This window comes from Fundidesulfovibrio terrae, assembly GCF_022808915.1.
GTDB lineage: Bacteria > Desulfobacterota > Desulfovibrionia > Desulfovibrionales > Desulfovibrionaceae > Fundidesulfovibrio > Fundidesulfovibrio terrae.
In genome coordinates this window covers 65,239-91,980 of record NZ_JAKZFS010000005.1, presented here as the reverse complement: position 1 = coordinate 91,980, position 26,742 = coordinate 65,239, and the positions used below count along the sequence as shown (strand labels likewise).

Genomic DNA, 26,742 nt, shown 5'->3' with positions numbered 1-26,742 from the left:
TCATGAGCGCCGACATCGGCAAGCTGACGTTTCTCGACGAAGCCCGGGAACTGCTCACCGAAATCGAGGAGTCCCTGCTGGCGCTGGAGTCATCGCCAGATGACTCGGGCGAGGTGGCCCGCCTGTTCAGGGCCATGCACACGATCAAGGGATCCGGAGCCATGTTCGGCTTCGACGAGGTCGCCCGCGTCACCCACGAGGTGGAAACGGTCTTCGACAAGGTGCGCTCCGGCAGCCTTCCGCTCACGACCGACCTGCTGAGTCTGACCCTGGAAGCCAAGGACCACATCCAAGGCCTGCTCGACGTCGAGGACACGTCGCCCTTCAAGGAACGCTCCGACTCGCTCATCGCCCGCTTCCGGCTGGCTGGCGGCGAAGCCCCGCCTCAAGCGCAGGCCAGCCCCACCGGAGAAGCAGAGGCGGATGGCCGCAGGGGAATTTCCCCTGAAAACGCCAAGACCTATTGGGTGCGCTACCGCCCTGCTCCCAACACTTTCCTCAACGGCACCAACCCGCTGGCGCTGCTTGAGGAGCTTTCCGGGCTCGGCCGCATCTGGATCCGCTATCACGATACGGACATTCCCGCGCTGGAAGCCCTCGATCCCGAGCTGGCCTATTGCTGGTGGGACCTGCTCTTGGTCACGGACAAGGGCGAGGACGCCATCAAGGACGTCTTCATCTTCGTCGAGGACGAAGGCGGCATCGCCATCAGCCTCATCTCCGACCTGGCCATGCGCGGGGGCGACTCGGAAGAGCTCATGAACATGATCGAGGCTTCCCGAGACCTGGGCCGCGCCGCCGTGACGGACAAGCTGTCCACCATCCTGGCCAGCAAGATGACCCTTCGGGGCACCGGCGTCGGCGTGGTTTCGGCCCAAAGGCGTTCGGAAACCCAGGAGCGGGCGGCTTCGAGCGTGCAGTCGTCCAGCATCCGGGTGGACGGCGTGCGCCTGGACAACCTGGTCAACCTCGTAGGGGAACTGGTCATCGTCCAATCGCGCCTCTCCCAGGCGGTGCTCAACAAGAACCAGCAGTCTGTGCGCAACATCGCCGAGGAACTTCAGCGGCTGACCTCGGAGATGCGGGACTACGCCCTGGGCATCCGCATGGTCCCCATTGGCACCATGTATTCCACCCTGCACAGGCTCGTCCGGGATCTTTCCACATCGCTCGGCAAGCGCATCGAATTCGTGGGCGAGGGAGCCGACACGGAATTGGACAAGAACGTCATCGACAAACTCAAGGACCCTCTGGTCCACATGCTCAGAAACAGCGTGGACCACGGCATCGAAAGCCCCGAAAAACGCCTCGCGGCGGGCAAGCCCGAGAACGGCACCATCACCCTCAAGGCCGGGCACGAGAGCGGCAACGTGGTCATCACCATCCAAGACGACGGTGGGGGAATCGACGCCGAGGCTGTCCGGCAAAAAGCCCTGGATGCAGGAGTCATCGCCCCGGACGCCGAGTTGACGCCCAAACAGATATACGACCTGCTCTTCCTACCCGGCCTGTCAACCGCGAAAACCGTGAGCAGCGTCTCCGGCCGGGGAGTGGGCATGGACGTGGTGCGCAAGAACATCGACGCGCTACGCGGGGGGATCACCCTGGACAGCGCCCCGGGCGAAGGCACCACGGTCACTGTCAGGCTCCCCCTGACCCTGGCCATCATCGACGGCCTCCAGTTCCGGGTGGGCAAGGAGTTCTTCATCATCCCCCTGCCCATGATCCAGGCCTGCCAGGAGCGCCGCGTGACCGGGGCGGAAAAGGAGGTTGACGTCATCGAGATGCGCGGGGACCTCATCCCCTGCCTGAGCGTGCGCAAGATGCTCAACATTCCCGGCTCGCCCCCCGCCTATGAACGCATCATCATAGCAGGCGTGGACGGATCGCTGGTGGGACTGGCCGTGGACGCGGTGGTGGGCCAGCAGCAGGCGGTCATCAAACGGCTCAGCCGCATATACCAGGACGTGAACTGGGTGTCGGGAACCACCATCAACGGCGACGGCGGCATTTCGCTCATCCTGGACGTGCCGCATCTCGTGCGGTTTGCGGCGGAGCATTTCAAACAATTTATGAACGCTCAGAACCAGCACGCCTCCACCCTGCACTGACCCCGGCGGCGGGGCCATCCGGCGCCCTTCCGCTTCGGGGCTGTTTCCACAAGCAAAAGGGGATGCCCTTTCGGGCATCCCCTCCGCTTGAGCTCCGTGGCCCCCAAGGAGTAGGGAGAGGGCGTCGGAGACCCGGAGCCTGCCCCTTTCGGGGCTTCAGCGATTTTGACGGCCAGCCGTTTCCCTACGCTGGTTCCGTGGCCGCGCGGGTGTTCCTTCCCACGGGCCAGGCGTCAGCCGCGTCTCGGCGGCGCGCGGGCTTGAGAGGCTCATTCGCGAGGTATCCCGGATGCCGGCACCGCGCGGGCATGGCCGACTCCCCGCGCTTGTGCCCCCATCATCCTGGACGGGTTCGCATCGCGCGGGTCTGGCCGCGCTTGGGGAACAGTTGGACATCCGTGTCCGTGTCCCGGATTCGAGACAAGCACTGTCCGAAATTTTGCGCTCGTTCCCCTGATCCATCGAAAACACCTGCCCACCGGCCCTGCTGGAGTCCCTTCCCAAGGCTTCCGGATTATGAACTCGAAACCGTTCCCGTAGACGCTGTGAAGTAGGACAGATCGTTGGCCATCAGCTGCTGAATCCTGGCGAACAGCGACTGGGCCTGCTGGTCCGCGCTCAAGAGCGAGCTGCTGGTGCTCGATCCCGAATCGCTGCTGCTGGAAGAGGAGCTTCCCATATCGGCCATGGGCGGCGGAGGCGGAGGCGTGGACGGTTTGAGGCTGTCCATGCTGCCGGACTGGGCGGCGCTGGAGAATTTCGACGACATGTCGGTGAGCATGGCGGTCGTCCCGGGATCTGTGGAGTTCTGGGCCTGGGTGGCCAGGTCGTCCGAGATCTTCTGGCTGAGTTCCTTGAACTTGGCCGGATCAGACGTCTGGAGCTCCTTGAGCTGGTCCATCAGATACCGCATGCCCTCGGGACCGCCCATGCTGGAGAGGCCCGCGTTGGAGCTGGCCAGGGTGCTGGCGTTGGAGAGGCTGGAGAGCTCGCTGGCGATGGTGCTGGTCAAGGTGTCCATGGCGTCCTGCCCGCTGGAACCGGAGGCGCGCCCCGACTTTCCTCCGCGGTGGCTCCCGGACGGCTTAAGGCTGTCCATGCTGCCGGTCTTGGCCGCCGTGGCGAACTTGGTGGACATCTCGCTCAGCATGGAGGTCTGCGTCGAGTCGCTGGAACTGGCTGCCTGGGCGGCCAGGTCGTCCGAAATCTTCTGGGCGACCTCCTTGAACTTGTCCGGATCGGTGGATTGCAGCTGCATGAGTTCGCTCATCATCTGCCCCATCTGGGAGAACTTCGTCTTGTCCCCGCTCGACTGGATCGAATCCGACGAGTTCAGGTTCGAAGCAATATCGCTGGAATCAACCTGTTGTATCCCATATATGGCGGATAGTGGATTGTAACTTGAAACGCTACTGACGTTCATGACTTAACCTCCATGAAAAAATGTTGTAACCTTTTCGGAGATGGGAAAATTTTTCCGTCTACCTCAAGCCGCCGTCGCATCCCTCTAAAAAGCAACTTCAAAGCCGGACAAAATACGTATTTATATTCAATTATCTAGATATCTTACATGCTAGTTTAAAAAAGTTACACTCAAAACAAAAAAAACATGAAACTTTTTAATATAATATTTCAGTATGTTATTACAAAATCGTGCATCAGAGGCTGACGCTGCCAGAAGCCTTGTTTCGCATATCTAACTAAAAATTAACGATTATTTTTCTTGGAATCTCCCGGTATCCGGACGTTCCGGAGACGAGTGAAAAACCGCCTCCTAATGGCGTAACTATTCAAAATAATAAACTATATTATAATAAAACTCATTCTTGATATGCACAGCAAATAGCACGTTCATTAGATATACAATGCATTGCCACAGCTCTAAACTTTTTCACGATACATCCGATATGCTTGCTAATCTCATCAAGGAGGACAGTGCCATGAGCACCATCTCAAGCCTCTCCGGATCGAACCAGCTGGCCTCAATCGGACTCATCAGCGGCACGGGAGAAGTGCAGACGACGTCGGTGACGGACGCGCTCGCCCAGGGACAGGGAACCGACTCGGCAAATATTTCCGAGGGCGGACAGCTGATGAACAAGCTCAAGCAGCTCCAGTCGAGCGATCCGGAAAAATTCAAGGAAGTGGCCCAGACCATCTCCGACAAGCTGTCGGAGCAGGCAAAGAACACCACCGACACTGGCGCGGCCAACATGCTGAGCGACATGGCGTCGGGCTTCGCCGACGCCGCCAAGACCGGCAGCATGGACAGCCTGAAGCCCAAGTCTCCCCCCAGTGGATCCATGAACGGCTCCGGCCTCTCCAAGAACATGTCGGCGTTCAACAAGAGCAGCATGGAATCCACCTTCGGCACGGTCAACACCATCATCTCCGACGCGCTGTCCGGGACCACCTCGAGCTCGTCCACGAGCACGACCTCGAGCAGCACGGTCGCATCGACCAGCGTCACGGCCACGGGCTCGGCCAGCGCCTAGCGCTGTCCGGCGGGAGCCGTGCCTCCAGGACGATCCCGTCCCGGGAGAGGCAACGCGCTTGCGGCCGCAACTCCGCTTCCCCGCGAGGGGAAGGCGTCCGGGGAGTCTGGGAGGGCGACGGACGCGGGAGGTGCGGCGGCGGGACACCCGGACTGCACGAACCGCCCTGCGTACGGCGACGCAAGCGCCGCGCACGCATGCGTGGCGCACAGCGGCCTCCTTGAAAGCATCGCCTTTTTTTCCTCTCCCATTCGCCTAGTTGGCGCGCCTGCGTCCTTCCAATGCGAAAAACCTTGCTACCGGGTGAAACCGTACGCCCGGCAGCTCCCTCTACGTAACTGGGCGGATGCGCACAGGAGCTTCAGCCCTGGCCCGCCGCACCGGCACGAATGATGCTCTACATCCCGTGGGGAAATTTTTTCCTAGTTCGCCAGGCATCGTGCAGGCGGACAGGCTGAAATTGTTAACGAAGTATCCCAGGGTGTTACACAATGCTTCAGGAACGCGATCGGAGCTCATCCATCGACATCGACAGGGTGACGCGGGGGGAAAAGGCCGCCTGGGACCAATTCGTCGATACCCACGCAGGCCTGCTCTACTCCGTGGCCCTGCGCACGTTGCGCATGCGCTCGCAATCCTGCGGCGCGGAGGACGCGCGCGACGTGGTCCAGGATATCTTCCTGCGGCTGGTCAAGGACGACTTCAGGCTGCTGCGCTCCTACGACCGCGACCGGGCCTCCCTGGGCACCTGGCTGACGGTGGTGGCCAGGTCGGCGGCCATCGACTTCCTGCGTCGTCCCGAGAACGGCCGCGTGACGGTGGAATTGGACGAGGAAATGCCCGCCGAGCGTGACGTACGTCCCGCCGGCCTTCTGGACCTGCCCCCAGGCATCCTCTCCGAGCGCCAAGGCCAGATCCTGCGGATGCTCTTCGACGAGGACATGGATGTCTCCGAAATCGCGGGCGCGCTGCGGGTTCAGTCCCAGACGGTGCGCAGCCTCAAGCACCAGGCCTTGACCAGGCTGCGCGAATATTACGGAACCTCCCGCCCAGCCTGACTCCCTTCATTCGCGACCTAAAGTAATCGGTCTTTCCAGCCGATTCTCTCCACGGCCAGGCTCCTTGACCATGGAAATTCCGCGCGATATTGAGCCCGAAGGCCACCACACGGTGTAACCAGCGGAAATCACGGGAGCAGGCATGCCACAGGACGGCGGCGCGAACACACCCTTGCCCAAGGACGGGGCCACACCCGAGGATTTCAGCGTCTGCTTGGACGCCATGACCCTTGCGGCCTATCTGGACGACACCCTGGACGCCCGGGAACGCCGGCTCGCGGATGCGCACCTGGCCCGTTGCCGCAAGTGCGGACAGGCCGTGGAGGAGTTGCGGGCCATCATGTCCGGCCTGGAGCCCGACTCCGAGGACCAGGCCACGGTCCAGAGCGTGGCCGAGCGCGCCAAAAAGCTCGTCAGGGACTGACCGCCCCCCTGCCCGCCACCGACACGCTCTCCAGCAAACCTTTCCACGGGACGCCAGCCCTGCCCGCGCGACTTGCGCGCCGGGCCGCCCTGAAGGACGACACACTAGCTCGAACTGAGCTGGGTGATCTGCGAGGACAAGCTGGTCTGTATCTGGCTGTATTTCCCAAGCAGCGTGTCCAGTCGTGAATATTGATCTTTTAGATGCTGAGCCATCTCGGCTATTCGAACGTTCTCGTTGTCGATTTTTTTCTGAATGTTTGTCTGGATATCATCGTAGTTGTTCTCGATGATGGTGATGGGACCGCTGGTGGAATTGGTCAGATCCCCGAGTTCGTCCACCATTTCCGTGAACTTCCCTTCCCTGACGTAGGCGGTGTTGACGTAGGTTCCGTCCGTAAAATCGTTCACCGTAAGCACCATGCCTCCTTCATCGTATCCGTACATTCCGGTGATGGTGTTGCTGTTGGACGAGAAGGTCGCCTGGTGTCCGTTGATCGTGGCTGAAGTCAATTTGCCCCCCGAAACGGTGTAGTTGACGGAATAGGTGCCAGCCTTGGTTATCCCGTCCACGAACGACGTGTAGGTGCACTCGGAGCTGTCGGTGTCGCCCAGGTACTGTGCGGAGAATATCTTTCCCACGGCCAGGGCGTTGGAGGCCATGACCGCCCGGAACGTGTCCTCGTCGAACACGATCTGCCCGAAGGTGTCGGACCCTTCGTCGGCGTCCGTGGAAAGGCCCAAAGGCGACAGGGAGGAATAGATGTCGCGCTTGGTGCTGAACCCCTTCCCCACCGCTCCGGTTATGTTGTTGATCACGTCGCTGATCATCTGCAGGCTGTAGTTCCCCGTCAGGATGGACCCCTGCTTGTTGGTGGAGTCGTACTTGGTGAGATCCTGGAGCTCGGTGATGACGGTGTTGATCTTGGTCACGAAGGACGAAACGTTCTCCACCACGGAGTCCACGTCGGTTTCCGTCGTGATGGTCCCCGCCCCGGACGACTTCAGGTACATGGTCACCCCGTCCACAAGGTCGCTGACGGTATTGCTCGCCCGGCTTATGTAGGCGTCGCTCGCCGCGGGCCAGCCGTTCAGCTTGAGCAGAGCGTCCTGGTTCTTCTGCGTGGTCTGGAAATCGGAGGAGGTGAACCCCGAAAGCGTGCTGGCGCTCGAGATCACCAGATCGGATGCCGCGCCTGTGTCCAGCCCCCTGAACTGCAGGTAGTACTTGCTTCCGTCGTAGATCGTGGACGCCCGGATTCCCGTGTTGGACGACTGGGCGTCCAGGATGTTCACCAGGTCCGTGAGCGTGGCGGCCGCGGGGATGCTGTTGGAAACCGTGACGCCCTTGTAGGTGTAAACGAATTTCGCCGTCGCCTGGGTCTGGTTGATGTCCTGTGTAAGGGAGGAATAACCGGAGGTCGTGACCATCACCTTGTTCTTGGCCAGCTGCTTCACCGTGAAGGTGCACGTGCCCGTGTCCGCCGCCCCCGTGGCGGTGGCGGTGAGCACGTCCGTGTCCGACGACGTGGCCGTCTTCTTCAGGAACTCGTTCATGGTGTCCATGCCCTGCAGAGTCGTGCGCAGGCTCAGGAGCGTCGTATTCAGGGACTTGAGCGCGGTGTTCTTGTCCGCCCAGGTCTGTTTCCAGGTCTGGTAGGTGGCCACGCGGGTCTGCTCCACGGACACCAGCTTGTCGATCATGGTGCTGAAGTCGGTGCCGCTGCCGATACCGGTGAAATAGATGCCGCCGGATGTGCTCAGCCCGCCTGTGGCGTCCCCAATGGCCATGGCTTTTCCTCCGCTACGTCCCGTTTAGAGATAGTTGAGCAGGCTCATCCCCATGATCTTGGAGGACGAGGCCAGCACGCTCTGGTAGGCGTACTGGTATTTGGACAGCTCGATGAGCGCCTGGGTGACGTCCACGTCCTCCACGGCGCTGAGCGATGTCTCGGTGTTGTCGCGCAGCACCGAGATGGTGTTGGAGGCGAAGTCCAGGCGGTTCTCCCTGGCCCCGACGCTTGCGGCGGCGTTCTCCAGATGGGCCTGGGCGGTGGCCAGGTTCTGAAGGTCGTCGGCCACGCCGTCCATGTCGTTGGTCTCCAGATGGCCGATGAGCGAGCCTATGGTCTCGAAGACGTTCTGGGCCGCGTTGGAGGCAAACACCACAGAGGCGTTGCTGGCCCCGGCGGCCTTGTAGAGCCCGCCGAACACGTCCTTCCCGACATTGTTGATGGCAACCGAACCGGTGGGAGAGATGTTCACCATGATCTTCGCCGTGTCGGGCACGATGGTGAACTGGTCCCCGGCGGCCAGGGCGCTGCCCCCGTTGGAGGCGAGCGTCAGGAAGCCTCCGGGCACCGGCAGCCGAGCGTTGCTGGACACGTTGCCGCTCACCCAGTTCATGCCGCCGTCCAGGCTGTAAGAGTAGCTGATGGGCCCGGGCAGGCTCGCGTTGCTGGCGATGCGCACGGTCACGTTTCCGGTGAACGCCCCTTCCGCCGAGGCGCTGACAGGTGACGCACCGTATTGGCGCACCGTGGCCCCGTCCTGGTCGTCCCCCAGATAGAGCGCGGACGGACGCAGGGTCAGCGACGTTCCGCTGCCGCTGCCGGTGGCCGTGACCGCCGAGCCGTTTTTCAGCGTCACGGAGCAGCCGCCCAGAGTCAGGGTGGAGCTTCCGGCCGCGAGGGTTCTCGAGGTCCAGGTTGTGCCGCCGTCGCTGGAGTAGGCGTAGGCGATGCCCGCCGCGCCGCCGATGGCTCCGCTGTTGGAGAAGTGCACCAGCACGCTGGAATCGCTGGCACCGCTCACGCTGACCACGGCGTCCTGGGTGAGGCTCGAATCCTTTACCGTGGCCGAGAGCACCTGGGTGAAGGCCGCTCCGTCGGTCTTTTGCCCGGCGAAGATGCTGTTGCCGCTCACCGAAGTGTTGGCCAAGGAGAGCATTTCGGAGAAGAGGTCGCGCACCTGGGTGGCGATCTGCTGCCGGTTTGCGGCGGTGAGCGTGCCCGTGGCCGCCTGGGTGGCCAGCCCCTTGATGCTGGTCATCACCGTGCTGGCCTCCACCAGGGTGGAGTCGGCCTGGTTGAGCCAGCTTTTGGCCGTGGTGATGTTGTCGGAGTACTGGTCCAGGGTCTTGACGATGGTGTTGAGCTTCCTGGCCTCCGCATATCCCGCCGGATCGTCCGAAGGACGATTGATCTTTTTCTGGGTCGAGTTCTCTTCCTGCGCCCTCGCCAACTGTGTCAGGGCGCTGTTCATGTACTGAATGGAGGAGGAGTAGATCATGTTCTGCGATATTCGCATGGCTGCCTCCTATTTCAAGTTGAGAATCGTATCGAACATGTCGCTGGCCGTCTGGATGAGTTTGGCGGCGGCCTGATAGTTCTGCTGGTACTGCATGAGCCGGGTGAGCTCCTCGTCCAGGTTCACGCCGGAAGAGGATTCGCGTTGCGTCTCAAGGTCGGTGGAGAGGGTCGATGCATAGGTGTAGCTGGTGGAAGCCGCCGAGGCGTCCGCGCCCACCTTGGAGACCAGCGTGTTCAGGTAGCCCGAGAGGGTGTTGGACACCGATCCCCTGGAGGAGGAGAACGTCAGGCTGGACTTGGCCAGCCCCGCCAGCGCAAGGGCCGTGGTGTTGTCCCCGGAGGTGACTTCGCCGTTGCCGTTGACGTGGCCGGCGCACAGCCGCGACGTATCGTTTGCCACCTCCGAGGACACGGCTACGGAGCTCGCGTCGGTGCCCGAAAAGAATGTGTTGATGCCAAGCCCGGCCAGAAGCCCGGAGGTGTCCTCCGCCACCTGGAACTTCACTCCGCTGGCCGCGCTGATGGAGAGCTTGCCGTCCGCGATGCTGGCGGTGAGCTTGCCGGAATAGGTGGTGTTGATGGCGTCGCGGACGTCCTCCAGGGAATGCACGGAGGGGTCGAAGTTGGATATCCCGGGAGGGTTGATGGAGCTGAAATCAAGGGCCGAGACGGAGAGGTTGTCCCCCGTGGAGGAATCGTAGAGCGCGATGGAGATGTTGCCGGAGGTCAGCTTGTCGGCCCAGTGCAGCCCGCTGTTGCTGAGGGGCTGGCTGGTGCTGGTCACGGCGTAGTTCCCGGTGACCGAGGACATGGCCGTGAGCCCCGCGCCCTGGCTGTGCTCGCGGTTGACGCTCCAGATGAGGTTTTCCGCGAAGGAGTCCAGGGTGTCCTGGTACTGCCCCACGTACTGATCGCGCAGGGCGAAGAGCCCGGCGAGGGTCCCGCCGCTCAGGCGGTTGGCCGAACTGCTGCCCGTGAGCGGGGTGACGTTCACCTCGCCGCCGCTGGCCGTAACCCAGTAGATGCCGCTCTTGGGCATGACGTCGAACTTGTCCCCGGCGCTCAAGGAGGTGCTGGGAGCTGTGTTCTCGTCCGTGGCCGTGCCGAACCAGATGGAAACCCCGTCCACGGTTTCCTTGTTGTTCACGTCCCCGGCCTTGAACACCTTGGGGTTGCCGTCGTCGCCCTTGACCCAGGTCTTTCCCCCGTCCAGGGACACCTGGTAGGTTGCCGCGTTGGACCCGCCCGAAGTGTCGCCCGAGGTGAGGAACTTGACCGTGAACTCGTCGTTGGAACTGCCCTCAAAATAGAGCTTGCCGTCGAAACCCGAACCGGCGCTCAGGGCGGCTGTGCTCTTGGGGCCCTCCACCTTGAAGGAGTATGTATTGGCCCCGTCGACCAGGGTCTGCCCCTCGCCAGTGGTCAGCCGGACCTGCCCGTTGGACTGGTAGGACGCGTTCACGTCCACGTAGGTGGCCAGTTCCCGGACCAGTTCGTCGCGCTGATCGTACAGGGCGCTGGCGCTGCTCGAGCCGCCTATGGCCTTGTTGACGGACGCGATCTGCTTGAGCAGGCCGTTGACCGTGTCCACCTGGCTGGAGATGAAGGAATCGACCGACGAGTTCACTGAATCTAGGCTGGATTGCAATGAATTGAGCATTTCGGCCAGCGAATTGGCCGACTCGATGGTCTCGGTGCGCGAGGAGGCGTTGGACGCGCTGGCGGAGAGGCTCTCCAGGGCTGTCAGGAAGGTGTCCAGGGACGAGGATATGCCCGTGGTGTCCGAGTCGTTGAAGAGCTCCTCAACCTGGGCCAAATTGGAGTTGATGACGTTCTGGTAGGAGCTTTCGGAGGACTGCTCCAGGCAGCGCCGCTCCAGAAAGGCGTTGAACGACCGCAGGATGGCCTGGACGGTGCTCCCGGTCCCCACGCCGTCCACGGTCACGCCGTTGGTGGCCAGGTCCACCGAGCGGCGCGAATAGCCCGTGGTGGAGGCGTTGGTGACGTTTCCTCCGGTGACGTTCAAAGCCACCTGGAAGTTGGAGAGGGCCGATTGGCCGATGTTCAGCAGGTTGTTCAGCATGGTTGTCCCGTTCCTGGCGCGCCAGGGGTTCGCTGCGCCTCGCTATCTCTTGAGCTGGATGACTTCGGTGAGCATCTGGTCAACGGTGCTGATGACCTTGCTGTTGGCTTGGAAACCGCGCTGGTAACTGATCATGTTGACCATCTCCGTGGCCGTATCCACGTTGGACTGCTCCAGTTCCCCCGAGGCGATGCTGCCCAGGCCGGTGCTGTTGGCCGTGCCGATGCGCGGGTCGCCCGATTCGGAGGTCTTGCTGAAGAGGTTGCTCCCCTCGCGCTGCAGCCCCTGGAGGTTGGTGAAGTTGGCCAGGCCCACCACGAAGAGGTTCTTGGTCTGGTTGTTGGAGTAGACCCCCGTGACCACGCCGTCGGAAGTGACCTTCACGCTCTGGAGGTAGCCGGAGGCGTATCCGTCCTGGGATTCGTCCACGATGCTGAACGAGCTCGAATAGGCCGTGGTGGTGGTGTCGTCGATCTTGGCGGTGGTTATCTGCGGCAGGCTGCCGGCGTTGGTGCCGACCATGGACGCGTCCGTCACGGAGCTTGTCCAGCCGCCGTACCTGGACGAGCTGTGTATGCCCAGGTCCAGCTTGATGCTCGACGCGTTCGAGGCCGTGGTGACGCTGGCGTTGGAGGCGGCCACGAAGTTGGCCGTGAACACCGGGTAGCCGTCGGAGGAGAAGTTGGCCGGAGTCCAGTTGGTGAGCGACTTCAGGTTGCCGGAGGCGTTGGAATTCAGGGTGAAGGCGCTCATGTTCTTGAGGCTGCCGGTGGAATCAAAGGTCAGCGTGCCCATCATGAGAAGGCCGGCGGCTGAAGTGGAGCTTGTCTTGACGCCGTTTATGGTCCGGCCGTCCTCGGTGGGGTCGCTGGCCACGACGTATTCCCAGATGTTGTCGCCGCTCGCGTTGCTCACCTTGTCGTAATAGACGGTGACGTCGTGGGCGGCGCCGGCCTTGTCGTAAACCTTGAGGGTGCTCTGGTAGGAGTAGCTGGTGTCGGACAGGGCCGGGTCGGACTGGCCGTCCCAGGTCTTGAACAGGGCGAAGTAGGGGTCGGTGGCGTCGGTGGTGCTCTCGGTGGCGCTTTTGTTGAGGTTGGTGACCATCCTGAGCTTGGTGGTGGCCGAAGGGCTTATCTGGAAACTGGTCAGGTGGATGTCGCCGAGGGCGCCCACGTTGGTCACGGAGCCGCTGGTGGTGTCCGTGTAGGCTTTCCAGCCCTGGACCACGTAGCCGTTGGGGTCCACCAGATAGCCGTTCTTGTTGAATTCGAAGTTGCCGGCCCGGGTGTAGTAGGTGGAGCCGCTGTTGGGATTGTTCACCATGAAGAACCCGCTTCCGCTGATGGCCAGGTCCGTGGCGTTGCCGGTGGACTGGAAGGCCCCCTGGGAGAAGTCCCCGTAGAGGCTGGCTATGTCCGTGCCCAGGCCCACCTGCCCGAAGGTGCTGCCGGTGGTGACGTTCTGGTAGAAGAAGTCCTCGAACTGGGTGGTGGTGCGCTTGAACCCCATGGTGCTCGAGTTGGCGAGGTTGTTGCCCACCACGGACATGGCCTGGCTGTGGGCGGTGAGGCCGGATATGCCGTCATACATGGCTGACATGAGGGACATGGCGGATCTCCTTTTTTGGGGGACGCTAGGCGTCGGTGTCGGTCACGCTGCTGATGTTGGAGAGGGCCACTTCGCGCCCGTCCTTGAGCGTGAGCTTGATGGTTCCGCTGGACACCGAGACGCCGCTGACCACGCCGGAGATCGTGGTGCTGGCCTTGACGTCGCTGTTGCTGGAATCCTTGCCCACGATGGCCAGGGAGTAGGTTCCGTCGTCCACGCTCTTGCCGTTGGAGTCCTTGCCGTCCCACTGGAAGTCGTAGGTGCCGGACTTCTTGGTGCCGATGTCCACGGTGCGCACCACGTCGCCCTGTGAGTCGTAGACGTAGGCCTTGACCGAGGTGGCGTCGGAACCAAGCGTGTAGGAGCACGAGGATGCGGACCCGCTCGAAACCGACAACGAATACCCCGAGGCCATGACCGTCTTGCCAATGTAGGCCGAGGCGCTGGTAGCGGTCTGGAGGGAGAGCGCCGAGAGTCCCGAGGTCAGGGTGGTGTTCATGTTAGTCAGCTGCTCCAGCATGGAGAACTGGGTCAGCTGGCCCACCATTTGGGTGGTGTCCATGGAGTTGAAGGGGTCCTGGGTCTGGAGCTGCGTCACCAGGATTTTCAGGAAGTCGTCCTGTCCCATGGATGTGGAGGACGAACTGCTGGAGCTGCTGCTCGAACTGCCGGAGCTGCTCGTCGCGCCAGTCTGGATGCTGTTTAAGTACGAAGTGGTGTCGAGCATGTCGATTGCCTCCTCTTTCGCTGCACGTTTCCCGTCATTTCCGCAGTGATGCGTTTCACTGCGGGGAATCTGCGACCGGGAATGCGAAGAAGACAATCGGCGTAAAATCTTTCTTTGCTTTGCGTCGCGTATCGAGTGCGTGTTCAATCAGATCAAGATGTTCAGTTTCCTCCGATGTTCAGGACATGCATTGCGAAACCGGAGAAGGACATGCCTCTCGAGGTCAGGGGCAGTCCCGAGGACGGCGGGCATCCCCGCCCCACAAGCGCCTTGCCGTTCTCCAGGCAGCCGTCGTCAGGCTCAATGGGTTCCGGGCACAACAGAGCCCGGAGTTCATCCACGGCCTTGCGGCACTTGGCGCACCGGCGGAAGTGCTCGCGCCAATGGGCCTCCTCCTCCCTGCTCTGGGCCTGGTCCAGGAAGGCGGCCATCTCGTTCATTCCAGGGCATTTCACGGCTTGATCCTCATGATCCCGAAAGCTACTGGAGTTCCGAGCCGTTTTTCAGGGCCTGCCAGCGTTCCTGCAGGCGTTCCAGGGCCTGCCACTGCAGGGAGCGGACTTCCCCGGAGGAGACGCCGAGCATTCCGGCCGCCTGATCCACTGAGCAGCCCTCGCCGTAGATCAGACGCAACACGCACTTCTGGGAGGGTGAGAACATCTCGTCCAATGCGTCCAGGTAGTACTGCGCCCCGGCCACATCCACGTTCATGGCCTTGAACACGTCGGAGATGGAGGACTTGGCGTAGTGCGCGTTACGCACGTAGTTGAGTGTGATTTCCCGGGACATCACCACGATGCAGGTCTGCACGGAGCACTTCTCACCGCCGTTGAAGTACGAAGGGTGTTCTATTTCGTCGACGAGTCTCTTCACGATGAGTCCCTTCACACGGACAACATCGTCTTCATACTCTCTTCCAGCATGTTTATTCAAACAGATGCGCACTACCTTGTCCACCATGTTCCAGGCATCGCGCGCCGTATTGCCGCTCACCATGAACACCTTCGACATGAGCTCTGTGGCGAAATCGAAATCGTAATTGACCTGCTGCATACGTCCCCTCCAAAGCATACGGAACTTCCATCCAGAATTTGAAACGATCAAGACGCCGATTGTCTTTTTCGCATTCCTGACTGGATATACGAGGGGGAAAACGCCGATCATCCACGGCCGGGAAAAGAAATGCGAAAAAGAGTGGGCTCGGGACCCGGAACCCGCGCGCACGCACGGTCCGCGGCGGCTCCACCGGTCGCCACGCCCACAAGGAACGCCCGCAATCCCCCCCTGCGGTCCACGGCATGGCTGGAACACGAGCGGTGGTCTGACTAATTTTCCGCACCCCCCTCAGCGAAGCCGCCTTCGCCTTGTGGTCCGGCGGGCAAGTAGGCTATGGCTGGGATCGTGAACCACGGCCCCCGGCCGTGGGTGTTTTTCCTGGATCGAGAAACCTGCGCCGGCCAAGCATCGAGCACGGGACCACGTCCGCTCGGCCGGGGAAATGCCAACGCTGACAACTCGGCTCCCTCCCGGAGGATGTTTCCGGAACGGACCACAACTGCAAGGTAGGGTGTAATGCCAACAGGCCAGAAGATATTTTTACTCGGCTTAGGTCTGTGCGTTTTGATCCTGGCGGCATATTTGTCGGGGAACGTCTACGTGGCGGCAGGACTGGCGGTGGCTGGGGCGGTGGTGTCCTGGTTCGTGGCCGCCTCCGTGCACACGCCTCTCGAACAACTGCGCGCGGGGCTTGCGCTGGTCAATTCGCGTAAGCGTGAATTCCTCCTGCGCGAAATAGCCGAGTGGCCCAAATACGGCGAACTGGCCGCCCTGGCCTCGGACGTGATCGGATTCAACATGCGTCGCCGCGAATTCTACCGGGGCGCGGTGCACGCGCTGGGCACCCCCTTCCTGATGTGCGACGAGAAAGGGCTCATCACCCACACCAGCCAGTCCCTGCTGGCCTTCCTGGGCAGGCCCGAGAAGGAAGTCCTGGGGCGCACCGTGGGCGAGGCGTTCTACAACCGCTCCGGAGCCTCCCACACCGAGGAGGTCATTCGGGACAAGGCCAAGCTGTCCGAGGAGTTCGAGATCACCCTTTGGAACGGTCGCGCCGCGTACGTCTGGATGCACATCGACTGCATCAAGACGGCGAGCGGCGAGGTTCTCGGGGCCGTCATGTCCATGGTGGACCTCACCGAATCAAAAAAGCAGCAGACCCAGATCGAGGAGTCGGGCAAGAAGATGATTCTGCTCGGCCAGGAGGTGAACGACCTTGCCCAACGGGTGGCCTCGGCCTCGGAAGAGCTCTCCGCCACCGCCGACGAGCAGGCGCGCGGAGCCACGCGGCAGAAACGCCAGTCGGAAACCGTGGCCACCGCCATGGAGGAGATGACCTCCACCGTCATGGAGGTGGCCAGGAACGCCTCCGTTTCCTCCCAATCCGCCACCGCCGCCAACGAGGCCGCGACCTCGGGCATGCGCAAGGTGGGCGAGGCCGTGGACGGCATCACCCGCGTGTCCGAATCCACCCGCACCCTGGGCCAGATGCTCGCCACCCTGGACGGCCAGGCCGGCGAGATCGGGCGCATCATCGGCGTCATCAACGACATCGCCGACCAGACCAACCTCCTGGCCCTGAACGCGGCCATCGAGGCCGCCCGTGCCGGTGAAGCCGGTCGCGGCTTCGCCGTGGTGGCCGACGAGGTGCGCAAGCTGGCCGAAAAGACCATGAACGCCACCAAGGAAGTGGGCGATTCCATCCGTTCCATCCAGGACGGCTCGCGCAGAAGCGTAGCCTCCATGCAGGAGACCGAACGCCACGTGGAGTCGAGCACCGGGTCGACGAACAAGGCGGGACAGGAACTCGAACAGATCAAGCAGCGCATCGACGACATGACCGGGCAGGTCGCCCAGATCGCCACGGCGGCCGAGCAGCAGTCCGCCGCTGCCGAAGAGATCAACCGCAGCATCGAGGACATCGCCACGGTTGCCTCCGAATCCGAAGAGGGGGCCGTGCAGACCGCCCAGGCCACACGGGAACTGGCCCAGCTCTCCCAGGAGCTCCTGACCCTCTCCCAGCAGTTCATGGGCGCGGGGAGCGACAAGAGCAAGCTGCGCGCCTCCAAGGGGGAGATGAAGGGCGTGCTTCCCAAGCTCATGCGGGATTTCCTCTGCCGCGAGCTCGATTCCGGCGTATGCGAAAGCATGCTCGAAGAGATGGGACGCCCCACCTTCCTGCCTGGGCAGAGCTATCCGGACCAGGTGCTCATGCAGATGGCCGAAATCGCCTCGCGCCACACGGGCAAGAGCGTCCGGGACATCTTCCTGGGGCTTGGCCGCTACACCGTCCCCCAGTTCCACAAGATGTACAAACGCTACTTCAAGATGGGCAATCTCAAGGAATTTTTCCTGACCATGAACGACACCCACGCCCAACTCACCAAGGACTTCCCGGGCATCCACCCGCCCCGCTTCACCTACGAGGACCAGGGGGGCAGGCTGATCATGACCTACCATTCCAAGCGCGGCTACGGGGACTACTATGAAGGCATCCTGAAGGGCGCGGCCGAATTCTTCCGGGAACCGGTGAGCATCACGGTGACACCGGAACGGGACGGCTCGGCCAGGGCGGAAATCGTCTTCAAGGGAGCCAAGGCCCTGGCGGCCTAGCCCCATTAACCGGGAATCAACAGGCACAGACGGCTGCACATCATGACGTTTACGCGCATCAGGCCCTGTCCGGCTTTCATATTCGCCGTCTGTGCCCTGCTCCTCCTGGCAGTGGCCGGCGCCGCGTCCGCCCTGGAGACGGCCCAGGTGCCCCTGGCCGACAGAATCCCGGACGGCAGGCGGATCGGATACTGGCTTCAGGTGCGGGTCGCTGGCGGAGAACCAGTGATGCTGCTTCTGGACACGGGATCGAAAGGTCTGATGATCATGTCGGACCGTCTCGGCAAGCAGGGGATCACGAGGACCGGGCGGCGGGTGAAGCAGGGTTTTCTGGACGGGACGATCTTCGACGGCGAGGTCGTCAAGGCGCCGGTCAGCTTCGGCCCGGTCGCGTCGGCCGGGCCGGTGTTCCTGCTCGCGGTGGACCGCGCCACCTGCGCCAAGAACAAGCCCGACTGCCCGGCCAAGAACCTTCGGTCCGCGGGCTTCGGCGGCATCATCGGCGTGGGTCTGGGCGACATCAGCACTCTGGACAACCCCCTGGCAGAGCTCCCTTCCCCGCTTTCCAACGGCTTCATCATTCGTGGCGGCCGCAATGGAAAACCGTCCAGCCTGACGCTCGGGCTCACGCCGGAGAACCGGCAGGGGTTCACTATGTTTCCCATGCCCCGCATGGCCCTGACCTTGAACTGGAAGGACGCGTTCTTCAAATACAACGCCATAAACGCGTGCATTTCAGTGGGAGAGGCCGGGCAGGCCAGGCAGTGCTGCAAGATCCTCTTCGATTCGGGGAGTTCCATGAACCTGCTGGAGACGCACTCGCTTCCGGCCCCGGGCCTGCTGCTCCAGAACGGCGTATTGCGGCCAGGCTCTAAAATCGACATCCAGGCGCAAGGCATGGCGCCCATCGCGGCGACGGCCGAAACGGCGCCCTGGTCCGGCCTGACGCGCGTCGTCCAGGGCAGCGAAGACAAATGCATCCTGGGTGCGGGATACTTCCAGATCCTGGATTTCCTCTACGACCTCAAGAACAACGCCATCGGCATCCGCCCCGCCCGCTAAGGCATCAGCGACCGGCTATCCGGTACGCTGACGGCCGCGCAACGCTTTGCAAACCGCCCTCCCTGGCGCTATGAAGCACGGACCGCCAACGCGGCAATCACGCAAGGACCTTCGACATGAGCGATTCCACATCTCTGGATACGATCAATTCCCTGCTCGCAAGCCTTGGCCTCAAGGTCACGCACGCCATCGACGACATCTATTTCGTCGAGCACAACCTTTTCCTGGTCATAGACGCCAAGGACGACGCGCTCCTCCTCTTGTGCTTCAACCGCGAATGCCCGCCGGACAAAGCCGCGCTGGCCGCGCTCACCCTTTACGCGCGGGCGGAGGAACTGGGTCTGGATCTGGGACTCTCGGGATCGTACGTGCTCGAGGAGATGCCGGGGCAGGAAATCAAGCTCCACTTCCACCCCCAGCAGACCGTCAAGGAAGACCACGGCAGCAACGGCATGACGCACTGACCGGCCGTTGGAAACAGTGGAGTCAGGTCCGGGGCTTGAATGCGGGGAGAGATAATTCCTTGTCGATGGCGTCCGGGTCCAGCGAGTGGTAACGGACGATATTTCGAAGATGGAAGAAGGCCTTCTCGTCCATGCTCTCGAAATCCAGCGCCAACCCCTTCTCGTCGTTGCGGATCATTCGGGCTTCGATGGTGAAGGAGATGGACCGCGAAAGCACGATGGTGACGCTGCAGTCCTTGATGCACTCGATGCGATGGTCTGGCTCGCAGAGCATGCCCTTGAGGCTCAGGTTCCGCACTTTCACGTTGTGCTTCTCGATCCCGCCGCACGACACCACCGCATCGAATCCGGTATCGACACGGCTGCGTTTCCGCTTGTTCAACGTCATGCCCTCCTCCCGATACCGTCGTTCGCTTCCAATCGGGTCCTCCAACGCAGGAATAACGCTAGCAAAAAATCGAATGTTCGAAAACGTTGGAATTCCCTCGCCGTCCATTCGGATTTCTTGACCAGACCTCGGGATCGCGCATAGAATTGAAAGCAATTCCGATGTGGCCGGCCCAACCATAGCATGCCTCGGGCCGAAGTCCACCCGGAACTGACGGCGCCCTTGCGCGAGACATGACATGAAACCGGACGCCGCCATCAGCCGACCTTCTTGGAGCCGGCGCGTGCGCCAGCCAATCTCATTCCGGGAGGGACAATTCATGAGCATCAAACGCAGAACCGTCCTCGGCCTCGCCGCAGCCTTGCCCGTGCTGGCCACGGGCACCGCCTTCGCCCAGCAGGCCAAGGGCATGGACGCCCTCGAATGCATCCAGACCAGGCGCTCCATGCGCAAGTACCTGGACAAGCCCGTGAGCGACGACCTGATCAAACAGGTCCTGGAAGCGGCCATGCTGGCCCCCTCCGCCCACAACGAGCAGCCCTGGCATTTCGTGGTGGTCAAGAACCGCGACAAGCTGAAGGCGTTCACCCAGGCCGGTTCGAAGCCCGCCGAGGGCGCCGCCGCGGGCATCCTGGTCTGCGGAGAGCCGGGTATCGCCAAGGCCCAGGGAACCTGGCCCCTTGACTGCTCCGCCGCCACCCAGAACCTGCTCCTGGCCGCCAATGCCTTGGGCCTGGGCGGCGTCTGGACCGTGGCCTACCCCGACGAGGACCGCATGGCCAAATACCGCACCCTGCTCTCCATCCCGCAGACCATCATGCCCTTTGCCTTCGTCTGCCTGGGCTGGCCCGAAAAGCCGGGCTGGAAGGAAACCACTCGTATCAAGCCCGAAAGGATCAAGCAGGAAACCTGGTCCTGATTTCAAGCGGATTCAGAGGCCGTCCGGTCCAACCGTGACGGCCTCTGAATCCGCCGAGACTGTCGCCAAGCTTCGGATTTCTCTCTGCGCCCAGACAACAATTTCCGGTATCGTCGGAGGTGGCCATGCGTTGGTTTTCATCCCTTCGATTTCTCGCCGTAGCGGCAGGTGCGGCCGCCCTTGCCGGCCCCCTTCTCATGCTGGCCACAGTCTCCTTGACGTGGCTTTTCTTCGCGCTCTCCCTGGCCGCGACCGGGCTGATCTGGCTTTCTCACCTCCGCACGGCAGCCGCGCTGAAATCCTTCGAGCCGTTCCTGGACGCCCTGTCCAAGGGCGACTACCAGGCCGAACCGCCATCCCCCGCCGTCCCCGAGTTCGCGTCCCTGGCCTCCAAGCTGAGCACCGCCACCGGGAACCTCAAGAAAGACCTCGGCCTGGCCCGGTCCGTGGTGCAGGGTTTCCCCCTGCCCATGCTCACAGTGGACCACGACGCCCGCATCACCCATATCAACCAGCCCGCGCTGGATATGCTCCAGGTCCCCGGCCAGGCTGCCGGCTGGCTGGGCCGCAAGGCCGGCGAATTCTTCTACCAGGACTCCTCCCGCGACACCAACGTGGCCAAGGTCATGCGCGAACCCCAGGACGCCATCACCGGCGAAACGGTGCTCACCGGCCGCCAGGGGCGCGAGGTCACCCTCCAGGCGGACCGGCGCAAGCTCTACGATCTCGACGGCCGGCTCATCGGCGGCCTGTGCGTCTACAGCGACCTCACCGCAGTACGCGCCAATGAGAAACTCGCCCTTGAACGCGCCGAAAGCATGTTGAACGCAGCCAGGGAAATGGAAGGCATCACGCGGGGGCTGCTCAGCGCGAGCGAAAGCCTGGACCGGGAGATAACCCAGGTGGCAAGCGGAGCGCGCGAACAGGGACGGCGGACCAACGAAGCCGCGATGGCGGTCAAGGACCTTCACGACGCAGCGGCCCAGGTGACCGCTTACGCCGAGGAGGCGTCGGCAGAGGCCTTGAAAACGCAGACGCAAGCCCAGCAGGGATTCCAGGTGGTCGAACAGTCCATGGAGTCCATCAATCTCGTGGACAGCAACGCCAAAGACCTGGCGGCCAGCATGTCCACGCTGTCAGCGCGCACGGATTCCATCGGGCGCATCCTGGACATGATCTCGGACATAGCGGACCAGACCAACCTCCTGGCCCTCAACGCCGCCATCGAGGCCGCCCGCGCCGGTGACGCCGGGCGCGGCTTCGCCGTGGTGGCGGACGAAGTACGCAAGCTGGCCGAAAAAACCATGACCGCCACCCGAGAAGTGGGCGAAAGCATTGGCGACATTCAAGAGATGGCCACGATCAACCTGGAAAGGATGCACTCGACCGGGGAGCTCATCGCCCAGAGCACCAAGCTGGCGGCGGAATCAGGCCAGGCCTTGGCGGGCATCGTGGAGATGGCTCGCGCAAACGCCGATCGGGCCCAGGAAATCGCGGCGGCCGTGGACGTCCAATCCCAAGGCGCCCAATTGGCGGCGTCGGAAATGGAAGAGGTCCGCCGCATTGCCGACCAGGCCTCGGGCGGCATGGACAATGCGGCCCAAGCCGTGCACGAACTGGCAGGCACGGCCGGCTCGCTCTCATTGCTCGTGGAAAGACTCGGCGGAGAGTAAGAGCAAGAGGCCTCCGGCGTCCAGAGAGGGCGCCGCCCTCTCTGGACTCTCCCGCCAGGGAACTTCGTTCCCTGGACCCGTTATAGCTTCGCGTCGAACGCGTTATTCTCGCGTTCTGGAGTCAAAAAATGACGCCGCCCTGTCGGCCGGTCTTCCGGCCGACAGGGCGGCGTTTATTGCAGGGTCCAGGGGGATGATCCCCCTGGCGGGTCAAGGGCGGAGCCCTTGCGGGGTTCGGGGCAAAGCCCCGCCTCCCCTCTTCCCGCCTTCGTTACTTGGGGTCGCGGCGGCCGATGCAGAAATAGGCGAAGCCCATTTCGCCCAGCAGGCTCGGCGAGTACAGGTTGCGGCCGTCGAAGATCAGGGGAGCCTTGAGGCTCTTCTTGATGCGGTCGAAGTCCGGGTTGCGGAACTGGTTCCACTCGGTGACCACGGCCAGGGCGGTGGCGCCTTCCAGCACGGCGTACTGCTCGTCCACCACCTCGACCAGCTCGTTGCCTTCGAACTCCTTGCGGGTGTTGGGCCCGGCGACGGGGTCGAAGCAGCGAATCTTCATGCCCTTGGCGGTAAGGTCGCGGATGAGCTCGAACGCGGCGGCTTCGCGCACGTCGTCGGTGTTGGCCTTGAAGGCCAGGCCCCAGATGGCCAGGGTCTTGCCCTTCACGCCGCCCTGCGGCTCGAAGTAGTTCAGGACCTTGCGCGAGAGCACATGCTTCTGGCGGTTGTTCACTTCATCCACGGAGGCGAGCAGCTGGGGCTCGAACTCGTACTGGCGCGAGGTGTCGATGAGCGCCTTGACGTCCTTGGGGAAGCAGGAGCCGCCGTAGCCCATGCCGGGGTAGATGAACTGGTAGCCGATGCGGCTGTCGGAGCCGATGCCCATGCGCACGTCGCGCACGTCGGCGCCCACGCGCTCGCAGATGTTGGAGATCTCGTTGATGAAGGATATCTTGGTGGCCAGCATGCAGTTGGCGGCGTACTTGGTCATTTCGGCAGAGCGCACGCTCATGACGATGACCTTGTCGCGGCTGCGGGCGAAGGGTCCGTAGAGGGCCTTCAAGAGCTCGGCGGTACGGACGTTCTCGGTGCCGACGACCACGCGGTCGGGCTTGAGAAAGTCGCTGACGGCGTCGCCTTCCTTGAGGAACTCGGGGTTGGAGACCACATCGTATTCGATGGAGACATTCCGGGCCTTGAGCTCTTCGCCGATGATGGCGCGCATCTTGTCGGCGGTGCCCACTGGCACGGTGGATTTGTCGACCACGATCTTATAGTCGGTCATGTTCTGACCGATTTCCTTGCCGACCTGGTAGACGTAGCTCAGGTCGCAGGAACCGTCGGCCTTGGAGGGGGTGCCGACGCACACGAACACGAACAGCGCGCCTTCCATGCCTTCGGCGATGGAGGTGGTGAACTTCAGGCGGCCCTGCTCGGTATTGCGCTTGACGATCTCGTCCAGGCCGGGCTCGTAGATGTGCACCTTGCCGTTGCGCAGGTTCTCGACAACCTTGGGGTTGATGTCCACGCAGCAGACGTCGTTGCCCATCTCGGCGAAACAAGCGGCGCTCACGAGGCCGACATAACCAGTTCCAACTATGCACAGGTTCATAATCCGCGCATCTCCGTTCTTTTAGGTTGAGGCCCTCAAATTGGGCAGCCTCCGATACGAGCGTCGGGAAGGTTTGTCAACAGGCAACTTGAATATGGAAGGCGCAGGCGATATGGGATACATTTTCCAAGAGATTGCAAGGAGCTTTTCCATGCCCATATTGGCCGTCAACGTTGATCACGTCGCCACGCTGCGCCAGGCCAGGCTCGGTCGGGAACCTGAACCGGTCACGGCCGCGCACCTGGCCGAGATGGCCGGAGCCCGGGCCATCATCGTCCACCTGCGCGAGGACCGCCGCCACATCCAGGACCGCGACGTGGCGCTTCTGCGCCAGATGCTCAAGACCCGGCTGCACCTGGAGATGGCCGCCACCCCCGAGATGCACCGCCTGGCCCTGGGGATAAAGCCGGACATGGTCTGCCTGGTGCCGGAAAAGCGCCAGGAGCTGACCACCGAGGGCGGGCTCAACTGCGTGGGGCGCGAGGAGGAGCTGGCGAAGTTCCTGGCCCCGCTGCACGATACGGGCATCGGCTCGAGCCTGTTCATCGACGCGGACCCGGACCAGATCAGGGCCGCCAAAGACGCCGGGGCGCAGTACATCGAGATACACACCGGGGCCTATGCCGACGCGCCTACCCCCAAGGACCAACAGCGCGAGCTGGCCAAAGTGGTCGAAGGCATCCGCCTGGGGCGCGAGCTAGGGCTCAAGGTGAACTTGGGCCACGGGCTCAACTACGACAACGTCTGGGCCTTCGCCAAGGTGCCGGGCGTGAGCGAGTATTCCATCGGCCACAGCATCATCTCGCGCGCGGTGCTCACAGGCATCACCGAAGCGGTGGAGAAGATGGCCGGGATCATCCGGGGATTCGTGGACTAAACGGGTTAATGTGCGGGGGGTCGACGGGGGGAAGCCTCCGGCGGCCAAAGGGCTTCGCCCTTTGGAATCCCGTTTATGGGATGTGACCATGATAGTCGGCCTGGGCATGGACGTGACCGAACTGGACCGCATCGCCAAGGTGTACGAGCGCCACGGCGAGCGCTTCCTCGAAAAGATATTGACCCCGGCGGAGCGCGCGGCCATGCCCGCCAAGGCCGTGCCCTTCCTGGCGGCTCGTTTCGCGGCCAAGGAGGCCGGGGCCAAGGCCCTGGGCACGGGATTTCGCGGCGGCGTATGGTATAAGGAAATAGAGGTGACCGCCGACGCCCTGGGCAAGCCGCGCGTGCTCTTCCACGGCCACGCCCGCGAGCGGGCCATGTCCCTTGGCGTGACGCACACGCATGTCAGCCTGACCCACGGCCGCGACGTTGCCGCCGCCGTGGTGGTGCTGGAGGCCCCGTGATCGACACCCTGCTCTTCTCTCCACTGCTCACCCCGGCGGAAATGAACGCCTGGGACAAGGCTGCCGCGCACATGGGCCTGGCTACGGCCATGCTCATGGAGAACGCCAGCCGCGAGGCCCTGCACGCCCTGGAAGACAAGCTCGGGGACCTGCGCGGCAAGACCGTCCTGTGTTTCGCCGGCCCCGGCAACAACGGCGGCGACGCCGTGGCCCTGGCTCGGCACCTGCACGACGCCGGGGCTGAGGTGACGCTCCTGCTCACCCGCCCGGCCAAGAACTTCGCCGGGGCTCCAGGCTTCCACCTGCGCCTGGCCAAACGGGCGGGCGTGGCCGTGCGCCAGATCGGACGCGGGAAAACCGCCCCCGGGGCCGATGCGTCCGGTTCGGTTCAGGCGGCGCTGCCCGGCCTCGGGATGGACGCGTTCGGCGGTGCGGCTCCGGACATCGTGGTGGACGGCCTGTTAGGGACCGGGCTCGCGGGCGAGCCGCGCCCCGAATACGCCGCCCTCATCGACATGGTGAACCGCCTGGGCGAGCGCGCCTTCGTGCTGGCCCTGGACATCCCCTCCGGGCTTTCCGGGCTCACCGGCAATCCGTCAGGATCCACAGTGATCGCAAGCATGACCGTCACCTTCGAGGCCGCCAAGCTGGGCCTGTGCCTGCCCCAGGCCTCGGAATACGTGGGCGAGCTCGTGGTGCGCAAGATCGGCATCCCGCGCGCCGTGCAGGAGGCCCATCCCCCGGCCCAGCACCTGATGACCCCGGGACTGGCGCTCATGCTGCCCGGGCTCGATCCGTCCATGCACAAGGGCGCGGCGGGAAGGCTGCTGATCGCGGGAGGCTCCCCAGGGCTCACCGGCGCTCCGCTTCTGGCCGCCATGGGGGCGCTGCGGGCCGGTGCGGGCCTGGTAACCGTTGCCTGCCCCCGGGGCATCGAGCCCACGCTCAAGTCCGGCAACCCGGACGTCATGACCATGCCGCTGGGCGAAGGCGACCACTGGAACGCGGACATGGGCCGCATCCTGAAAGAGCGCCTGGGCCAGTTCGACGCCATTGTCCTGGGGCCTGGCCTTGGGCGCGACGAGGGCGCGAAAGCCTTCCTTGCCGCCTTGGGCACGGAGCTTCCGCCCTGCGTGTGGGACGCCGACGCCCTGTACTGGCTGGCCGCCGATCCCCGGCCGATTCAGAACGCCGTGGCCACGCCCCATCCCGGCGAGGCGGCCCGGCTGCTGGGCGTCTCCATCGAAGAGGTGGAGCGCGACCGCATGGCCTCGGTCCGCAAGCTGGCGGAGCTCACGGGAGCCGCCGTGGTCCTCAAGGGGCCCGCCTCGGCCGTCTGCCAGGGTGGTGAACAGGGGGGACAGGTGTTCGTCTCGCCCTTCGCCGAGCCCAACTTGGCCGTGGGCGGTTCCGGCGACGTGCTGGCCGGTGTCGCCGGAAGCCTTTTGGCTCGTGATCTTTCCCCGCTGCTGGCCGCCTGCCTGGGGGTGTATTGGCACGGACTCGCCGGACGACTGGTGTCCGGCGATTTCCCCTACCGGGGAAATCTGGCCTCCGAGATCGTCCAGGCCCTGCCCCGCGCCCTTACGGAGTGGCTCGAAGCCGAAAGCTGAAGGCGTCATGGCCTACAATGCGCTTCCGGCATCGGCGCCGGATGCCTGGCCGGAACACGCGGCCCGCCGCCTTCCCCGCCTTTCAGGTCGTGCACCGCGGGCATGGCGGGCGTTTTCGGCATCGCGCGCCTCGCCTTGCCCCCTCCTCAAACGTCACCTTTCACAAGCTGACGGCCTTGTGCGCCG

At 63.2% G+C, this 26,742-nt stretch carries 22 protein-coding genes; 12 read left to right on the top strand and 10 right to left on the bottom strand.

Annotated features, from left to right (window positions below; translation table 11 throughout):
• The first annotated feature begins 2 nt into the window (after positions 1–2).
• Complete coding sequence (locus ML540_RS15150; protein ID WP_243363016.1) at positions 3–2,111, top strand: chemotaxis protein CheA; 2,109 nt, start codon at positions 3–5, stop codon at positions 2,109–2,111.
• Positions 2,112–2,625: 514 nt separating this feature from the next.
• Here the strand turns inward: ML540_RS15150 and ML540_RS15145 are convergent.
• On the bottom strand, positions 2,626–3,534 hold the full coding sequence (locus ML540_RS15145) for a hypothetical protein (RefSeq protein ID WP_243363004.1): 909 nt from the start codon (positions 3,532–3,534) through the stop codon (positions 2,626–2,628).
• Between the two features lie 517 nt (positions 3,535–4,051).
• Here ML540_RS15145 and ML540_RS15140 point away from each other — a divergent pair.
• The 3 genes from ML540_RS15140 to ML540_RS15130 all read left to right on the top strand — a co-directional run bounded on the left by ML540_RS15140 (position 4,052) and on the right by ML540_RS15130 (position 6,088).
• Positions 4,052–4,606, top strand: coding sequence for a hypothetical protein (locus tag ML540_RS15140; protein ID WP_243363002.1), 555 nt, complete (start codon positions 4,052–4,054; stop codon positions 4,604–4,606).
• A 491-nt stretch (positions 4,607–5,097) separates the two neighbouring features.
• The gene (locus ML540_RS15135) at positions 5,098–5,664 is read left to right on the top strand and encodes an RNA polymerase sigma factor (RefSeq protein ID WP_243363000.1); all 567 of its coding nucleotides are present in this window, start codon (positions 5,098–5,100) and stop codon (positions 5,662–5,664) included.
• Positions 5,665–5,806: 142 nt separating this feature from the next.
• Positions 5,807–6,088: an anti-sigma factor family protein gene (locus ML540_RS15130; protein ID WP_243362998.1), complete on the top strand. Its 282-nt coding sequence runs from the start codon at positions 5,807–5,809 to the stop codon at positions 6,086–6,088.
• 104 nt (positions 6,089–6,192) lie between these two features.
• Here the strand turns inward: ML540_RS15130 and fliD are convergent, their stop codons facing one another.
• The 7 genes from fliD to ML540_RS15095 form a co-directional block, all read right to left on the bottom strand.
• Complete coding sequence (gene fliD, locus ML540_RS15125; RefSeq protein ID WP_243362995.1) at positions 6,193–7,878, bottom strand: flagellar filament capping protein FliD; 1,686 nt, start codon at positions 7,876–7,878, stop codon at positions 6,193–6,195.
• 24 nt (positions 7,879–7,902) lie between these two features.
• Positions 7,903–9,396 (bottom strand): flagellar hook-associated protein FlgL, encoded by a 1,494-nt coding sequence (gene flgL / locus ML540_RS15120; RefSeq protein WP_243362993.1) that lies wholly within the window; start codon positions 9,394–9,396, stop codon positions 7,903–7,905.
• A 9-nt stretch (positions 9,397–9,405) separates the two neighbouring features.
• Entirely contained in the window at positions 9,406–11,481 is a 2,076-nt protein-coding gene (gene flgK, locus ML540_RS15115) for a flagellar hook-associated protein FlgK (protein ID WP_243362990.1), read from the bottom strand.
• Positions 11,482–11,523: 42 nt separating this feature from the next.
• On the bottom strand, positions 11,524–13,092 hold the full coding sequence (gene flgF, locus ML540_RS15110) for a flagellar basal-body rod protein FlgF (protein WP_243362988.1): 1,569 nt from the start codon (positions 13,090–13,092) through the stop codon (positions 11,524–11,526).
• A gap of 25 nt (positions 13,093–13,117) precedes the next feature.
• The gene (locus tag ML540_RS15105; RefSeq protein WP_243362979.1) at positions 13,118–13,819 is read right to left on the bottom strand and encodes a flagellar hook assembly protein FlgD; all 702 of its coding nucleotides are present in this window, start codon (positions 13,817–13,819) and stop codon (positions 13,118–13,120) included.
• A gap of 161 nt (positions 13,820–13,980) precedes the next feature.
• Positions 13,981–14,274, bottom strand: coding sequence for an anti-sigma factor family protein (locus ML540_RS15100; RefSeq protein WP_243362977.1), 294 nt, complete (start codon positions 14,272–14,274; stop codon positions 13,981–13,983).
• A 25-nt stretch (positions 14,275–14,299) separates the two neighbouring features.
• Complete coding sequence (locus ML540_RS15095; RefSeq protein WP_243362974.1) at positions 14,300–14,872, bottom strand: RNA polymerase sigma factor; 573 nt, start codon at positions 14,870–14,872, stop codon at positions 14,300–14,302.
• Between the two features lie 603 nt (positions 14,873–15,475).
• Here ML540_RS15095 and ML540_RS15090 point away from each other — a divergent pair.
• The 3 genes from ML540_RS15090 (at position 15,476) to ML540_RS15080 (ending at position 19,014) form a co-directional block, all read left to right on the top strand.
• Complete coding sequence (locus ML540_RS15090) at positions 15,476–17,488, top strand: methyl-accepting chemotaxis protein (RefSeq protein ID WP_243362973.1); 2,013 nt, start codon at positions 15,476–15,478, stop codon at positions 17,486–17,488.
• A gap of 42 nt (positions 17,489–17,530) precedes the next feature.
• Entirely contained in the window at positions 17,531–18,550 is a 1,020-nt protein-coding gene (locus ML540_RS15085) for a pepsin/retropepsin-like aspartic protease family protein (protein WP_243362970.1), read from the top strand.
• A gap of 116 nt (positions 18,551–18,666) precedes the next feature.
• Complete coding sequence (locus ML540_RS15080; RefSeq protein WP_243362968.1) at positions 18,667–19,014, top strand: hypothetical protein; 348 nt, start codon at positions 18,667–18,669, stop codon at positions 19,012–19,014.
• A 22-nt stretch (positions 19,015–19,036) separates the two neighbouring features.
• Here the strand turns inward: ML540_RS15080 and ML540_RS15075 are convergent, their stop codons facing one another.
• The gene (locus ML540_RS15075) at positions 19,037–19,402 is read right to left on the bottom strand and encodes a PilZ domain-containing protein (RefSeq protein WP_243362966.1); all 366 of its coding nucleotides are present in this window, start codon (positions 19,400–19,402) and stop codon (positions 19,037–19,039) included.
• A gap of 319 nt (positions 19,403–19,721) precedes the next feature.
• On the opposite strand from ML540_RS15075, the gene ML540_RS15070 reads away from it, so the two are divergent.
• Together ML540_RS15070 and ML540_RS15065 are read left to right on the top strand one after the other, a co-directional pair.
• Positions 19,722–20,321, top strand: coding sequence for a nitroreductase family protein (locus tag ML540_RS15070; protein WP_243362960.1), 600 nt, complete (start codon positions 19,722–19,724; stop codon positions 20,319–20,321).
• Positions 20,322–20,446: 125 nt separating this feature from the next.
• Positions 20,447–21,994: a methyl-accepting chemotaxis protein gene (locus ML540_RS15065; RefSeq protein ID WP_243362958.1), complete on the top strand. Its 1,548-nt coding sequence runs from the start codon at positions 20,447–20,449 to the stop codon at positions 21,992–21,994.
• A gap of 271 nt (positions 21,995–22,265) precedes the next feature.
• Here ML540_RS15065 and ML540_RS15060 read toward each other — a convergent pair whose 3' ends face one another.
• Positions 22,266–23,603, bottom strand: a complete 1,338-nt coding sequence (locus tag ML540_RS15060) for a UDP-glucose dehydrogenase family protein (protein WP_243362956.1) — start codon at positions 23,601–23,603, stop codon at positions 22,266–22,268.
• Positions 23,604–23,754: 151 nt separating this feature from the next.
• Here ML540_RS15060 and ML540_RS15055 point away from each other — a divergent pair, with 151 nt between their 5' ends.
• The 3 genes from ML540_RS15055 to ML540_RS15045 all read left to right on the top strand — a co-directional run bounded on the left by ML540_RS15055 (position 23,755) and on the right by ML540_RS15045 (position 26,556).
• The gene (locus ML540_RS15055; protein WP_243362954.1) at positions 23,755–24,480 is read left to right on the top strand and encodes a pyridoxine 5'-phosphate synthase; all 726 of its coding nucleotides are present in this window, start codon (positions 23,755–23,757) and stop codon (positions 24,478–24,480) included.
• A gap of 88 nt (positions 24,481–24,568) precedes the next feature.
• On the top strand, positions 24,569–24,943 hold the full coding sequence (locus ML540_RS15050; protein ID WP_243362950.1) for a holo-[acyl-carrier-protein] synthase: 375 nt from the start codon (positions 24,569–24,571) through the stop codon (positions 24,941–24,943).
• Positions 24,940–26,556 carry an NAD(P)H-hydrate dehydratase gene (locus ML540_RS15045; protein WP_341482665.1) on the top strand — a complete coding sequence of 539 codons (1,617 nt, stop codon included), beginning with the start codon at positions 24,940–24,942 and terminating at the stop codon, positions 26,554–26,556. Before ML540_RS15050 ends, ML540_RS15045 begins: the two co-directional genes overlap by 4 nt.
• Positions 26,557–26,742 lie beyond the last annotated feature (186 nt).